This window comes from Pseudomonas fluorescens (genome assembly GCF_000802965.1).
In the GTDB taxonomy this organism is placed as follows: domain Bacteria; phylum Pseudomonadota; class Gammaproteobacteria; order Pseudomonadales; family Pseudomonadaceae; genus Aquipseudomonas; species Aquipseudomonas fluorescens_A.
Map to the genome: position 1 here is coordinate 43,363 of NZ_JSAK01000007.1, position 14,384 is coordinate 57,746.

18 protein-coding genes are annotated in these 14,384 nt (G+C 59.1%); 12 read left to right on the top strand and 6 right to left on the bottom strand.

The features are described 5' to 3' along the window. Positions 1–125 precede the first annotated feature (125 nt). Complete coding sequence (locus NL64_RS06215; protein ID WP_034147279.1) at positions 126–1,244, top strand: HNH endonuclease; 1,119 nt, start codon at positions 126–128, stop codon at positions 1,242–1,244. 35 nt (positions 1,245–1,279) lie between these two features. Here the strand turns inward: NL64_RS06215 and NL64_RS06220 are convergent, their stop codons facing one another. The 6 genes from NL64_RS06220 to NL64_RS06250 all read right to left on the bottom strand — a co-directional run bounded on the left by NL64_RS06220 (position 1,280) and on the right by NL64_RS06250 (position 7,740). Next, the gene (locus tag NL64_RS06220; protein WP_034147280.1) at positions 1,280–1,789 is read right to left on the bottom strand and encodes a DUF2829 domain-containing protein; all 510 of its coding nucleotides are present in this window, start codon (positions 1,787–1,789) and stop codon (positions 1,280–1,282) included. Continuing rightward, the gene (locus tag NL64_RS06225) at positions 1,786–2,826 is read right to left on the bottom strand and encodes a hypothetical protein (protein ID WP_052321205.1); all 1,041 of its coding nucleotides are present in this window, start codon (positions 2,824–2,826) and stop codon (positions 1,786–1,788) included. The genes NL64_RS06220 and NL64_RS06225 overlap by 4 nt, the downstream gene beginning before the upstream one ends. 5 nt (positions 2,827–2,831) lie before the next feature. After that, positions 2,832–4,994, bottom strand: coding sequence for a hypothetical protein (locus NL64_RS06235; RefSeq protein ID WP_052321206.1), 2,163 nt, complete (start codon positions 4,992–4,994; stop codon positions 2,832–2,834). Between the two features lie 47 nt (positions 4,995–5,041). Then, the gene (gene terL, locus NL64_RS06240; protein ID WP_052321207.1) at positions 5,042–6,826 is read right to left on the bottom strand and encodes a phage terminase large subunit; all 1,785 of its coding nucleotides are present in this window, start codon (positions 6,824–6,826) and stop codon (positions 5,042–5,044) included. Further along, positions 6,823–7,347 (bottom strand): hypothetical protein, encoded by a 525-nt coding sequence (locus NL64_RS06245; protein ID WP_034147283.1) that lies wholly within the window; start codon positions 7,345–7,347, stop codon positions 6,823–6,825. Before NL64_RS06245 ends, terL begins: the two co-directional genes overlap by 4 nt. Positions 7,348–7,425: 78 nt before the next feature. Next, positions 7,426–7,740, bottom strand: a complete 315-nt coding sequence (locus NL64_RS06250; protein WP_034147284.1) for a hypothetical protein — start codon at positions 7,738–7,740, stop codon at positions 7,426–7,428. Positions 7,741–8,184: 444 nt separating this feature from the next. Between NL64_RS06250 and NL64_RS06260 the strand changes: the two genes are divergently transcribed. From NL64_RS06260 to NL64_RS06310, 11 genes are all read left to right on the top strand, one after another. Further along, on the top strand, positions 8,185–8,544 hold the full coding sequence (locus NL64_RS06260; RefSeq protein WP_034147286.1) for a hypothetical protein: 360 nt from the start codon (positions 8,185–8,187) through the stop codon (positions 8,542–8,544). Positions 8,545–8,704: 160 nt separating this feature from the next. After that, positions 8,705–10,096 (top strand): hypothetical protein, encoded by a 1,392-nt coding sequence (locus tag NL64_RS06265; protein ID WP_034147287.1) that lies wholly within the window; start codon positions 8,705–8,707, stop codon positions 10,094–10,096. 64 nt (positions 10,097–10,160) lie between these two features. After that, positions 10,161–10,550: a hypothetical protein gene (locus tag NL64_RS06270; RefSeq protein WP_034147288.1), complete on the top strand. Its 390-nt coding sequence runs from the start codon at positions 10,161–10,163 to the stop codon at positions 10,548–10,550. Between the two features lie 270 nt (positions 10,551–10,820). Then, positions 10,821–11,213 carry a hypothetical protein gene (locus tag NL64_RS06275; RefSeq protein WP_155292721.1) on the top strand — a complete coding sequence of 131 codons (393 nt, stop codon included), beginning with the start codon at positions 10,821–10,823 and terminating at the stop codon, positions 11,211–11,213. A gap of 496 nt (positions 11,214–11,709) precedes the next feature. Further along, positions 11,710–12,105: a hypothetical protein gene (locus NL64_RS06280; protein ID WP_034147290.1), complete on the top strand. Its 396-nt coding sequence runs from the start codon at positions 11,710–11,712 to the stop codon at positions 12,103–12,105. A gap of 118 nt (positions 12,106–12,223) precedes the next feature. Then, a complete protein-coding gene (locus NL64_RS06285; RefSeq protein WP_052321208.1) occupies positions 12,224–12,577 on the top strand; it encodes a hypothetical protein in 354 nt (117 codons plus the stop codon). Then, the gene (locus NL64_RS06290) at positions 12,574–12,876 is read left to right on the top strand and encodes a hypothetical protein (protein WP_034147291.1); all 303 of its coding nucleotides are present in this window, start codon (positions 12,574–12,576) and stop codon (positions 12,874–12,876) included. Before NL64_RS06285 ends, NL64_RS06290 begins: the two co-directional genes overlap by 4 nt. Further along, complete coding sequence (locus NL64_RS06295; RefSeq protein ID WP_034147292.1) at positions 12,873–13,286, top strand: phage protein NinX family protein; 414 nt, start codon at positions 12,873–12,875, stop codon at positions 13,284–13,286. The genes NL64_RS06290 and NL64_RS06295 overlap by 4 nt, the downstream gene beginning before the upstream one ends. Continuing rightward, positions 13,277–13,468, top strand: coding sequence for a hypothetical protein (locus NL64_RS06300; protein WP_034147293.1), 192 nt, complete (start codon positions 13,277–13,279; stop codon positions 13,466–13,468). The genes NL64_RS06295 and NL64_RS06300 overlap by 10 nt, the downstream gene beginning before the upstream one ends. Beyond that, positions 13,469–13,813: a hypothetical protein gene (locus NL64_RS06305; RefSeq protein WP_034147294.1), complete on the top strand. Its 345-nt coding sequence runs from the start codon at positions 13,469–13,471 to the stop codon at positions 13,811–13,813. After that, on the top strand, positions 13,810–14,322 hold the full coding sequence (locus NL64_RS06310) for a hypothetical protein (RefSeq protein WP_034147295.1): 513 nt from the start codon (positions 13,810–13,812) through the stop codon (positions 14,320–14,322). Before NL64_RS06305 ends, NL64_RS06310 begins: the two co-directional genes overlap by 4 nt. Positions 14,323–14,384: the final 62 nt, after the last annotated feature.

Below are 14,384 nucleotides of genomic sequence, written 5' to 3' on the forward strand. Positions count from 1 at the left end.
ACGCATTGCGTTTATTTATAGGCAAGGAAAAGTCCTTCGGGCGATGCCATTTTCAAACCCATGCCATACGCGTAAGGTTCATGCGCCCAGCGTAGCCCTGGAAAACCACCTAAGTAAGAAGTGAAATGGAAAATCAGACAGATTCATTAAAAAAGTGCATTTATTGTTGGTATCCGAAGGCCGTTTCGGAAATGACTCTCGAACATGCGATACCGCAATGTCTCGGTGGGGCTCATGCTCCGGACAACTATAAAATTCGAAACGCCTGCAAGCAATGCAACAGTAATTTGGGTCTGTTTGTAGATGCCAGCTTTGAAAAATCGTGGATAACATCGCTGGCGCTGGCTCAAGCAACACGATTTTTAGCCGAGTCCAACCCTGAGATAATTTCCCCTCTCGTTAGCATGGGGAACGTACAAATTTCCCCGCCAGGCATGATTGACACAGAGCTTTGTGAATGGTGGATGGGGTCGCAAGGCGAGCACGTGATTTTGATACGGCCCGCGGACGAAAATCTCTATTGGTATATGGGTGGCAACCCAAGGACTATGAAAGAAAAATCGGCCAATGCACGGGCGTACTTTTTTCTCATGGACGGCGCCGACCACGGCAAATCACTATCGGAATTCAAAGCATCTTTTCGAGACAGGAAAGTTCGCAAGGTCATGGCTACGACCGTTACTGGTGTAGATGTCACACAGCACGGTTTTACATCGCCTGATGCTAGTGACGCCCTCACGATCGAGTACCTTTGGGCGAATGCGATGTCTGGGGTCGAACTCAACAGTAAGCTTGCAAACCGCCAAGACTTCGACACAAGGTTCATGTGCAAACTCGCGCTAGGGGTTTCTTATGCATTGTTTGGAGACAGGGTTTTTGACAGCCCTCATGCAAGGGAATTGAAAGAAGGCATGTGGTACAGAGGTGAGGGAGAACCGCCAGCAATAAGCGGGGCGCGCCCGTATAATTCTGAACCGGAACCAATGCTGTCAGAGTTTCTCTGCGAACCAGGTGCTGTATCCGTAGTGGTAATGCCAAACTATGACAAGCTATCGCTAAACCTGTGCATACATCAGAAGCACTTTTGGAGCATCGAAATGGCTCCAATGGCGGAGCTAACCGACGCCGACAAGGCCAAAATCGGGGAAGGCAAGGTGATAACACTCTTCAAGTCCTTGAACAAGGGACAAGAATACGCAATTGAAGACTACATGCTAGCGCGAGTAACCGCGCGGCGAGGCTAAGTAAAAAGCCCCTGAAAAAGGGGCTTTTTATGGATTCACGTGATGATTTGCCAATCATCCGCCAGCATATCGGTTTGCGAGGCTAGCCAACCGGGCAGCATTGCTCGACGCCCTTCGGCATTCGTTGTCCACATATCGATATGGGGCAGGATCTCGCACGATTCCATGTTCAGCGCAGTATGGTAGGGACTGCCATCACGAAGCTGTGCTTCGCGTGTTCCTGGAATCAGTACTAACCACATACCTTTGCCATTCCATCCGGCGCGGGCCACTTTGGCACCGGATTTCAGGGCCTCGATGGCCAGGCCGAACGGCAGGCCTTCGGTGTCGCGGTAGGATTTGTCGAACACGTCCGCCGGTGACCAGCTGATGTAGCCGTCATGGCCCGGGTGGTTGCTCTGGCCGCCATCGAGGTACTCAACGAGGAAACCCTCGTCGGCGCCGTTCTCATCGGCCGGGAGCTCCCAGCCGCGGTAGTGGTTGTAGTCGATGCGGCTCATGGGCGTGCCGACGACTAGCTTGGTGCCAATATAGGTGCGGCTCATACCGAGTTCCCCAGCATTTTGTCGATGACGGACTGTGGTAGGGCCATGAATTCGTCAGGGCTCAGTTCGTTGATGTTCACTTTGTCGCTGCCCTCGCCGTTGGCCTTGCCGGACAGCACCGGCGGTGCTTTCGTCGCTTTGGCCACTTTGGCAGCGGTTTTGGTCGCCTGAAGGGCCTTTTCACGGTTTGGTACAGGCGTTGGTTCCTTCTCAGCCTGCTGATCCTCCAGGTCGTGCAGCTTGGCCACGGCTTCGGCAGCCTTGCGGGTCGCTTCAACCATCGTGAAGCCACGCTTCATGTAGCTCTTTTGCAGCTCGACCGACTCGCTGCCCAGCTCCTCGTTGAACGACTCATGGTTCTCGTCCAGCTCAGGGAAACGGGCGTACAGCTCCTTGATCGTGGCGCGGAACTCAAGGCGCTCCTCGACCTGCGACGCCAGATCCACCGGTTCGGACTCGACCGGTACTTCGGCGGGCTGTGGGGTCAAGGCGCTGAACACTTCGGCTTGCAGCGCGGCAGCAAGGTCGGTGTCACCACCGATCAGGGCGTTATTCGCCTCGATCATCTTCGCCTTGATCTGCTCGCCGGTCAGTGGCTTCGGACGTGCTGCCTCGGCGGTGCTGCGGCGCAATGCGTTGAGTTCGGTCTCCAGCTCGGCGGCGCGCTGTTCGGCCAAACGCTGCTTGCGAATCGACTGGTCTAGGCGAGACTTTGGGATTTTAGGTTCTTTCGAGCCCTTTTCTTTTGGAGCCGGCGTTGGTTCCGGGTCGGCGTCATCTGCATCGGCGTCGTCAGCTTCGTCGGCTGCTTCGTCACCGTCAGCGGCGTCATCCAGTTCAGCCCCATCAGTACCGTCGCCATCACCGGCATCATCAGCGGCATCACTATCAACGTCTGGAAGATCCGCCACATCCGTTGCATCGCTTTCATCTTCCGTCTCCGAAAAGTCATTACCAAAATCGAGTCCGTCGGGTAGAGCTTCCAGTGAGCTAGGGGCGCCTGTGTATTCGTCCAGGCTTAGTTCACCGCGGGGCATGTGGATTACTCCTGATTTTTACGGGGGGTAGGTTTGGTTTTGTTGTCCCGGGTCGCTTTGTGTTGCGACGACTCCAGCTGGACCTCACCCTGGAAGCGGGTGCGGGCCAAATCAGTGGCAGTGCGCAGCTGCTCGCCCTGCGCGCGGGCCTGATGCGTGAGCTGGGCCAAAGCGATACGGGTTTGCAGTTCTTCGCGCTTGAGGGCGATCTGGGATTCGAGGCGGTCGCGCTCCAGATCCATGGTCGGCGCACGCTCGCCGCCGGCCAGTTGGCTGGCCTTGGCGACGTTGAGTGCGGTGGCGGACTGGAAGTTTTCGGCCTGGGCCATGAGTTTTTGCAGCTCGGCCTGCGTGGTCTGGATCGCCAGCTGCTGCTGCATTTGCATCATCTGCACTTCTTGCTCGGACGGCTCGGCCTGACCCAGCAGTTTCTCCACGGCGTCGGCAATGCTGTCGCGCTCGGCCAGGTTGCTGTGGCGGATGATCACGGTGTCCGGAATGGCGATACCGTTCTCGCGCATACCCATCAGGTCGGCAAACTGTGATTCGTCGAAGTTGTCGCGGTTCGGCAAGGTGGTGATGACCACATCGTAAGCACCGCGGGTCACGTCGTTGACCAGTTGGCCGGCGGCATTCATGGTGTTGATCAGTACCTGCTCATCCGCTTTCTTCGGGTCCTGGTCATAAGTGATGTGGACCACGCGCTCCTCGGTGTAGAAGTCCTGAATGAGCTCCAGAATCTTCTCGGCGACGATGCGACGCGTGAGTTCCATGTTCTTGGTCGGCACCTGGAGCTGCACCGAACCTTGCGCCGTTTGGCGATCGATCGCGACGCCCGATACCGTAGAGGCCACCTGACCGAGCATGCCATTGTTGACGCCGGAGATTTCGCGGATAGAAACCGCTGCCTTCTCGCTGATGCGGTCGAGACCGCTCGGGACTTGGTTGGGCTGGATCTTTTGCGGTGGTTTCGAATTACGGGCATGCACCAGCACGAGGCCGGTTTCGGCACCGCGCTCCTCCAGGTCGTCTTCGGTCATGTTGGTCAGGGTGCCCTCTTCAACCGTCCAGCCGCTGTTGGCCGTGGTGTTGACGATGTGCAGCTCCTGACTACGGGTCTTGTTCAGGTATTCCTGCGGGCTGATCAGGTTACGGACCATGCCGAACGGCTTGCCACGGCGGAAGTACGGGAAAAACGGGACGATGCTGAAGGTACGGTACAACGACCAGTCGTCATACAGCGTCACCGAGTCGGCACTCACGGTCCAGCGCACGCGGCGACCCGGGCGCTTGTGGATCGACAGCTGCATCTTCTCGGCAAACGCGATCATCTTGGCGTCGTCCCAGCCGCTCGGCACTTCGGCCATGTCGCCGGTCGCTGGGTCGACAAACATGCGCTCGTTGACCCATTTGTAATACTGACGTTCGACGACCCGGATCGACTTGATGTCGCGGTTGTCCGCGTCCGAGCCACCATAGGCATACGGCGCACCGGCGCCGTTCTTGCCGCCGAAGGTGGTTTCCTCGAAGCGCACCGAGTCGTAGCGGATGTTGTCGCCGGCACTGGTGGCGCTGCGCAGCTGGTCCGCCTTGTCCTTGCCGTACATGCCCTCGATTTCGTCCAGGCTCAGCCATTCGCTGGTCATCACCTCGGACCAGGTGTTCGGGTCGTATTCTTTGGCGTCCGGATCGAGGACCACCGAGCGCGGGTCTAGAGACCTGATCTTGACCTCGCCCTGCATGTGGTCACTGAAATCCATGCGCACGTCGAAGAAGCCGCGGTCTTGGATCAGGCCGTCCGCCAAGACGCTCATTTCCACGTAGCGGTATCGGTTGGCGTGCATGATCTGCATCGTCAGCTTGTTGAGGGTGAACGCCACCTCACGACTGGCATCGCGGCGTGGTTTGAACGCCACCTGCACTTCGCGGCTGAGCTGATCGCCCAGCGCCGTGTTGATCACGGCCAGGATCATGTTGAAGGTCAAAGCCGGACGGCCCTCGGCCTCCAGCTTCGCCATGGTCTTCTCGTCCCACTGTTTCTCGCCGGTGTAAAAACCGTCGAATTTGTCGGCCTGTACGACGTAGGCAGAGTGCCCATTGTCTCGGGCGCGCACATACCGGGCATGGTTGAGCCGGGCAGCAGAAGCGGGATCTTTGGCGGCGGACACGGGCGGTTGAACCTCATTAATACACGCAATGCGTTTATTCTATCCCATCATGAAGCCAAGTGCGACTTTCGCCCGCCCCCCTTCACCAATTTACCCAGCTTGTCCTTCCAACTCTTCTTCGGCGGCGCTTTGGACTCACGCGGGCGCACCAGCAGCGAGAGCATCTGGCCGATCCAGCTCATGGCATCAACGCCATCGTCGTGCAGGCCGTTGGGGAAGCGCATCATTTCCGCGACCAGTGCTGCCGTGGCGTTGCAATTCTTGCGGAAGAACACCAGACCCTGCTGCATCCTGCCCTGAATCGAGCGGGCGCGGGCGACCTTGTCACGTTTGCCCGGGTTGAGCTCCTCGATATAGAAGCTGGTCAGACGCTCCTCGCGAATACGCGCATCGAGGAACGGCCGCAGGGTCATTTCGATGTGCCCACGCTCCAGGCCGGTGATCGATGGACGCCAGGTTTTGTAGACCTCCAGCACCTTGTCCACCAGTTCCATCGTCCCCCAGTGCCCGCGCTGGATGTCGACCACGTAGGTGTTGTCGTTCTTGTCCACGCCCACGGTGATGCCGACCGAGAAGTCGTTCTGCTCTTTCTGGCCGATCGCAAAGTCCCACGCGGTGTAGAAGTTCAGCTCCGAGTAGGCCGGGATGTCCTGAGGGCCGTACCACTGGAACATGGTTTTCTCGAAGTAGTCACCGTCGTCCGGGGTCGGGTTCTGCTGGTACAGGGCCTGCCAGTCACGCGGGCCGACGGCGCGCTTGATCCGCTCCAGGGCGTCGTTGTCATAGCGCTCGGCGTGCAGCGGGTCGTCCTTCTTGCGAAACAGCTCGTCACTGATGGCCTGCGCCGGGTACTCAACCACCACCCACTCATCGCCCTCGCCTTCGGCCTGCTTTTTCAGCAGTCGGCCAGCCAGATCATCGTCGTGCCAGCGGGTCAGAATCACCAGCACACCACCACCTGGTGCAAGACGGGTGTACGCCGTCGAGGTGTACCAGTCCCAGATCGCTTCACGGTTGGTCGCGGACTCAGCGTCCGTGCGGTTTTTGATGGGGTCATCGATGGTAAGTACGTGCGCCCCCTTACCTGTGATCGGCCCCCCTACACCGGCTGCGGAATAGCCGCCGCCGGCCGTGGTCAGCCATTGCTCGACCGACTGGCTGTCCTTGTTTACCGCGCAGTCCGGGAACACCGCCGTGTACGACGTGTCCTTGACCACATCACGGACTTTGCGTGAAAAGCCGTTGGCCAGGTCCTGACCGTAGGAACAACCGATGATTTCATGATCTGGATAGTTGCCCAGGTGCCAAGCTGGGAACGACCGAGAGCCGATTTCGCTTTTCCCGTGTCGCGGAGGCATAAACACCATCAACCGCGGCGATTGTTTGGCCGCCACTGCCGCGCTGAACCATTCGAGTTTGTCGCACAGGTCTTTATGGACCCAGCCGGCCTCGTATTTGTCGTTGAATCGCAGGATGAACGCCAACAGGTGCTTTTTCGCCAATTCACGGCGAGCTAGCTCCTGTTTGGCCGCCGAAACAGCGTCCATCGCCTCATTGAGCGCAGTTTTTTCGAGCTTGGCCGCCTCGACCCTGCCCAGCGCCTTGGCTTTTTCGCTGCGGATGCGCTGCATTTCACGGCGTTTGGCCCGTAACGGGTCGTCTTTCTGCGCCTCCGCCTGCCCCCGGGGCGCTGCCGCGAGTTGGCGGGCCAAGGCCTCGCCCTGCTGGCAATAAACGCAGGTGCCGGCGGCGTTGAAGAGTGTCGCGGGATGTTCTTTGGAGCATTTGGCGCATTTGCGCAGGATCAGCGGTTTGGACCGGGCATTGATCAAGGGTGAACTTCCTCAAATTCACCGTCGATGGCGCCAGGGGCGAGCTGATCCACTTTCAGCCCGGCAAGTCGGAGCAATTCAGCCACCGGCAGGTCCGCCAACTGGCGAGCCGTCACCGATTTCGGCACCTCAACCACTGGCGCCTCATTCACCCGGTGCAATTTCACCAGTGAGTCCGTGGCCTTGGTCATTTCCGCCGAGGTGCCGGCCATGTGATACGCCTGCATGTACATCGCATGGGCGTCATCGATGCCGAACTTCACTCGCTGGAGCGAACGGCCCATTTCGGCCTCGTATTTCTCCCGGTAGCCGACGATCACCTCGTCTTTGGCCCACAAAAGGCCTGTGTTGTAGCTGCATCCGGCCTGTTCACTGGCCCCGCGCACTGGCAGTCCGCCCACCAAGGCGGCGACAAACATCTTCTGCTGACTGGTAATTCGCGGTAGGTCGAGCGCCCCCGTGCGCTCATCCGCGTCGATCGATGCAACTTGGGCATCGAGGTCCATCAAGGGGCGTGTCATGGCAGTTCCGGGATAGAGAGATACTGCAATTATACGCAATGCGATTATTTAATCACAAAAAGAAGCCCCGTTAAGGGCTCAGTAGTCGTGGTGGTCGTGATAGTCGGCGTCGTAGCCGCTGTAGTCGTAGTACTCGACCCCGCCTTTGCCATCCCCGTAGGTCTCTTGGAACTGAAGCTCGCCGTTGCCCATGTTGTAGATGCCCAGGGTCTTTTGGTCAGGGCCAGGGGTCATGTCTTCCATCGACGGCAGCGGTGTGTAAGTCGCCATCTGAGGCATCGGGGCGTATTCGATCGCCCTCGGAGTTGGTAGTCCCACCGTCATGGGAATGGGGCCTGCGGCGTTCGCCAGCGGAGCCAGGGCCAGTGCGGCGAGCAGTGCGATCCTATTCATACGGCCTCCTAATGAGCGCGCTTCAAGCTTTCAGCTATGTCGAATTCGACGCCATCGGGCGAATCGACATCCTCCAGACCTAGTTGGTCACGGAGCCAGGTTTCTCTGTCGACGCCATCAGGCGCCCGTTCGAGTAACTCGTCAATGCGCTTTTGCGCCCTCTCCCTGCGTTCCTTCATCGACGTCATAGCTCGCGCACCTAGCTCCTGAATTTTATAGAAATTTTTTCCTTTCGCTTTTTAGCGAGTGGCGCTTTGCCATGCGCGAAAGGTAGCGGGACAAAAGCCCAATGGCAAGTGACACAGGTCGAGGGTGGCAGGGGGGTATGGGGGGCTCGCGGTCAGGGACTCCCAAAGGGATTCGGTTTTCTGTTCCGGCCGACTCCAGTTTCAAACCCAAGGAACCTTGTTTAACCCCCCACCGGGGGGCTTCGGAGACGTACCCATGATCGACTACATCCTCGCTCTCATCAGCACCGTCATCAGCTTCAACGCTGAGTACAACGCAACGCACCTGCTACCCCTGTCGATGGCCCTGTTCATGGCATTCATCTTCATGGTGCTCATGCCATTCATGATGTACGTGATGCGGGAGACACCAGAGCAGACCATCGAGCGTGTCACGCCCATCGTTGGTATCTACGACAACGCCTTGGCATTGGCTGCACGGCAGCATGCGGCAGGCAACTACGCACAGGCACGGTATGAGGCACGGGTGGCTGAACTGCACGCCATGCGTCAACCGTTCCTCGATGAGCTCGCTGTTGCCCAGGCCGCAGTCGCTGCCAAAGGGGCCAAACAATGAGCCTTGAAGCCCTGCTGTTCCAGGTGCTCTGCATCTTGACTACATGCGCCTTCGTCCTTGCATGGATCGAACGCGCACGCAATAAAAAGCCCACTCACGGTTGCACCCGTGAGCAGGCCACTCGCAATAACCCAATCCGCTAAGAAAAGGAAACTACACCATGAAAACTATCACCATCAAAGACATCGTTGCAACCGCTCGTGGCACCGAGATCCTGCTACCGCTGCTCAATGGCGAAACCAGCATCACTGAGTGGGCGCAGTCCATTGCACTGGACAGCGTGACCACCAAGAACGGTCGCGAAATCAGCGCTGCCCGTTCGGCACTCAACGGTGCTCAGTTCGCTATGACCAACGTGGCGATGGCGCTGCGATCAGCCACTGAGCTGGGCAAGGTGCCGTACACCCGCGCGGTGCAGGAGACCAACCGTATCTACAACATGCTCGATGGTCTGCGCAGTGCGTTCGCCGGCGTGCGTAACGAGGCGCACCGTGAGCTGACCGTGGCCGAGGTCACCCTGGCCGTTAAGGACGGTGTGTTCGACGAGCTGCAATCGACCAGCGATGCCTATACCCGCGAGGAGCTGGAGGAGCTGGCCCGCGAAGGCAGTCTGTCGTGGGAATCGATCGACGAGATCATGGACATGCAGGAGGCCAAGCAGGCCACCGGGCAGGCCGACATGATGGACAGTGACGGTAGCTGGTCGGAGAGCGAGGGCGAGTTCCGCACCTCAGTGCACACTGCGAGCCAGCTGTGGGACATGGAGCTGGTCGACATCAAGTACAGCGAATCCAGCGCCGCCAGCGTAGCCCTGATCGGGATGCAATGGCCGGTCAACAACCCACTGTGGGATGCCCTGCTCGACCGCCTCGCCGATAGCTGGGAAGCCGGCATCGAGTACGCCGATGACAAGGAGGCCGCGGCCAAGAAAGTCGAGCGTCGTGAAGCGGTGATCGAGGACCTGCACGCCAAGCCGATGATGGCTCGCTGGGTCATCAACCACGTCACCCGTCGCGTGTTCCGTGACCAAGCGATGCTGGCCATCCGTGCCGAAGAGATCAGCGATCGCCTCGCGCACCTGGAGCGCCAGGCCATGAACGAAGAACGCTACGGTGTGCCCGCCAGCCTGACCCGCATGGGTACCGGTGAAGAAAGCGAGTACGACCGCAAGTCGTTCCTCTACTACGCCGAGCTGCTGGAAGCGGAGGCCGCCGGCAAAGCCATCCACGACACACAGATCGAGCGCGAGCGCAGCTGGGCCACCGCTCAGTTGGAAACCATCGAGTCCCTGCTGCACGGGTTGAAGTCGCTGTACACCGAGCTGCGGATGATGGACCTGGAGCTGTTCAAGCTGTGGGAGCTGTTCGCCACCGACACCATGCCGGCTCAGCCGCCGGTGTACTGGAACAAGCAAGGGCCGATCTTCGACGAAGCTGATGCCCTCGCTGCCATCCGTGTCGAGGCCGCCATGGCCAAGCAACGTATGCGTGAAGCTGAAGGTGATGCGCTGGTCAAAGCAGCTGCCTTGGTCGAGGCCATGTTGGGCCTGTAAGACCAAGTAAATTCAAACCACATCAGCCCGGGGCATTTGCCCCGGGCACTATGGAGAACTAGCCATGAAAATGTCCGAACGTCGCGCTGCCTCGGCACTGCGCATCAAAGCCCTCGCCACTCAGGTTGAGGCCCCTGCCACTGCACCAAAACCACGCCTGCGTGTGTACATGGGCGGGCTGGTCACTGCCCTCGCCATGAAGATCGCCATGGGCTTGGAAACAGCCGCCGTCACCCTCGCCCGCTGGACCGAGTCCAAGGCTGAGCAACACAGCAACGGTAGCGCCTGCCCGCATTGCTCGGGCACCGGGCGCTACCGTTTCCACACTGACAGCACGCGCAACGAGCGTTGCTTTCGCTGCAACGGCAAAGGCACTTTGGATCTCAAGGACCTGGGCTTCCTGAATAAACGCCTGAGCGGCGCCGGGCCGGTGTGCTGGGTCGTCACGGCCTGATTAACCCCGCCGAATAACCTCTGAAAGCTGCGTCTGCGGCTACCCCTGCGTCCGCGACCGCTTCTGCGTCTGCGTCGTGGTGTGGGTGTTGGGTCTTCAAAGAGCTATCAGTCGTGAGTGGTCGTGTGTGGTCGGACCAATGACGAGTGATTGCACGCTGTGAGGTGTCGAAGGTCGAAGGTCAATCGACACAGGTCAAGGGCACTGAGCAAAAGCCCTAAGTCGGCCGTTACTGGACACGAGCCGAGGTGGGTGGGAAAGTTACTCGCAATGCGATTCAAAGGAGGATTTATGCGCTTCAACGACATTCGCTGGGAGCACTTGGCGGCAATACACAAGGCATTGCGCCATGGGGCCAGTGTCCCGGATGCCTTGACCGAGGTCGGGCTGACCCCGGCGCTGTGGCGCAGGTTGCGCGGCGATTGGCACGCGACGTGTGCTCACCTGGCATCGGTCGATCCTACCGGGCACCCGGTCGAGGTGGCCGACATCGACGTGCTGATCAGCGAGCGACGTGGGTTGGGTGGCCGCCTGCCCGGCTCCCTGGACCTGCGACCTCGTGCCCCTCGTCACACCAAAGGGCGGCCTTTGCCCACGCTCCAGGTCCAAGACAGCTCGTTCTGTGTCGAAGGTGGGGTGTTCTACATCGAGGACGAGGGCTAGCCGTCGGGGTAAAAAGTCGCATGGCGAGTGACGAAGGGCGGTCGGCAGGGGGTTTTGTCCCGATCTTTAAACGCTGTCCCAATCTTGTTTTTCGACCAAATCGGCTACAGGCCACGTAATCCGTGGCTTCCAGCCATTTTAAGGCGCTGTCCCGATCTTGAGTTCCGCTCTGCACCTATAAAATGATTTGTTAATGTTTTGTGATTATTTGCGCCCTAAACCACGGGCTCGGTAGGCGGTAGCACCCTGTGCCCTATTGCATGCTACAAATACACAAATCATTTTATAAACTCTGACCCCCCCTAAAAAGAACGGGACAACGGGACAAGAAAGCTACAAGCCATGGAACACGCGGCCTCCAGCTGTCCCGATCTTCAAAACGGTTCACCTCAAGATCGGGACACCCCCCAAAGTACGGGACAACTGTCCCGATCTTAAGGTTATTGGAAGCCAGTCGAGGATCATTTGCCCTCCGATCCAGTAAGGAAGTCCTACCATGACTCGCATCAACATCACTACCCCACACGCCCGCTTCTATCTCAATTATCCATCCGACGGAAGCATCGGTCCCATCACCGAATGGCTCGACCGCTATGTGTCCTCGCACCCGATGCACAGCGTCTTCGCGTGCGTTGGAGAGGGCATCTATTTCGAAGAAGGCCCCGAGGGCATCACCCCAGGTATCTGGACGCATACTCCATTGCCCCTCGGCATGGACATTCTGGCAACCCAAGAGCGCTTTGAAAATCGGGCCATGATACTGCTCAGCAAGGAAAATGGCGCCGTGGACCTCGCGAAAGACCCGAGTGATGGACGCTACTTTTCCGCTGCTATGAATGCCGCGTGGATAATGTACGTCGACCTGGATGTTGAACACTTCATCCGTCGCTAACACGCTCTGCATCCGCCCGGTTACTCACTAGGCGGCTCCACGCAAAATAAAACACGCATTGCGTATTAATCGCTGTGCGAGTACGATCGCCTCCGCTTCAAACTCAAGGAATCGACGAATGCAATCACAGACCCTGATTAACCTGACCCCTCACCCGCTTGTCCTGCTGTGTGTCACCGGCACGCAGCGCGTGCACCAGTCCGGCAACATCGCTCGCGTGCGCCACGAACAGGTGGCCCTCGACCCGGTCGGCGGCATCCCCGTCTACACCACCGCGTACAAGGAAATTGAAGGCCTGCCCGAGCCCCAGGACGGTGTGACCTTCATCGTCAGCTCCCTGATCCAGCACGCCCTCAAGCAGCAAGGCATTGAGCGCCCCGATGTGCTTTCCCCTGGCACCGGCCCAAACGACTCCGCGGTGAAAGAAAACAACCGCATCGTCGCCGTCACTCGCTTGGTGAAGATTCAATGAGCCTGCCCCCGATCTACATCGCTTATGACCTGATGACCCGTCAGTTCTATCACGACGACGGCGGTGACAGCCGCGACAGTGAACGCCTGCTGATCGCCAGCACCGACCTCGACCTGCTGCGCAGCACGATCAACGCGCACTATGCCGAGCCTGATCGGGTCCGCAGCCACTACGGCACCACGTTGTTCATCCCCACCGGCAAGATGAAATCCAATCGCTGGTCTGGAAGCGGCGGCGGCTGTATGGCCAGCGGCCACATCGAGATCCGCAAACTCAACCAACTGGCGTTCGCATCATGACCCTCGTCACTCGGCCGACCGCCGAGCTCGAAGGCCCCGCGCTGGATTGGGCAGTGGCCAGAGTCGAGGGGCATTCATTGCCACCGTTCCCGGGCCGATCCGGCATCAAACAGTGCTGGATCAACGTAGGCCCAGCGACTCACGACGTGTTTGCCCCGTCCACCGACTGGCAGCAAGGTGGTCCGCTGATCGAGAAACACAACCTGACCATCGAACGCCCGATCGAGATGCGCGGTTGTGCAGTGACCGGCTTCCACGACTGGCGCGCGGACCACCCGAAGAACTTCGGCGGGCTAATTCGCTACTCCGGTAGGGGGAAAACCGCATTGATCGCCGCCTGTCGCGCCATCGTTGCCAGCAAGCTGGGCGACACGGTGCAGGTGCCAGAGGAGTTGCTCACGTGCGCGTGATCATCACCCTTGATCGCTACGACGGCGCCCAAGGCAAGCAGCTCACCCTCGACCTCGCCGAGATCAGCCTAAACCAACTGACTTTCTACCTCATGGAAGCCAGCGTGTGCGGCGTGACCATCACCAAGGACAAACCGCTCGCTACGGTGTGCGAACGGCTCATGAAAGAGGACACCAAGTAAATGAATTTCTCCACCCAGCTCCAGGACATCCGTCAATCGGCCGAGGCCATTGGCCAACGCATCACCGCCTTGCAAGCCCGGGGCGAGCTCGATCGTCGCGGCTCGATGAACCCGAACGAACCGCTGCGCCACCACAAACGCGGGCCACTGCTTGCGATCAAGCCGCACGCGTATCGCTTCAGCTTCAGCACCACCCCAACCAGCAACAGCACGGATCGGCCGGTGTACGCCTGCAAGATCATGGGCGGGCTCAATGAGCTCGATGCCGAAACACACCTGCGCCAGTTCTTGCGCACCCAGGGCCTGCACCTGCGATCGATCCTCGCCACGGAGAAATTGCGATGAACGAAAGCAGACAACAACAGCTCCTCGCCAGCCAATCCGGTTTGGCCCGCAAGGTGTATGAGGCGGTACCGATCCAGGCCTGTTGGAGCGAGACCACCATCCTCAACGCTGCACGCCTGACCGGGGTAAACACCGCCCCGCATGTCATTCGTGCCTGCCTGCGCGACATGAAAGACAGCGGCCTGATCCGTGAACCCACTCGCGGCGAGTTCCAGCGTGAAACGGTCACCATCAAAGCACCCAAGCCTACTAAGCCAATATTGAGCAAACCTGCTATGACCACCAAGCAACCTGAAACCGTGAAATCTCCAGTCTCGCCCATCGATCTGCTGTCCGAGGTCTCCACTGAGTTGGCCAGCATCGGTACCGAGTTCCTCCTGCGCATGCAGCTGCTGTCCACCCGCGTCGACGAGTTGGCCCTGTCGATCGAAGCGCAGCGCGAGACCGATGCCACCGCCATGGCCAAGGCGCACCAGCTCCAGGCCTTGCTCAAAGAGTTCGCAGCGTGATCAACGTCGACACCGTAATCACGCTGCTGGTGATTCTGGTGATCGCCATACTGTTTCCGCCC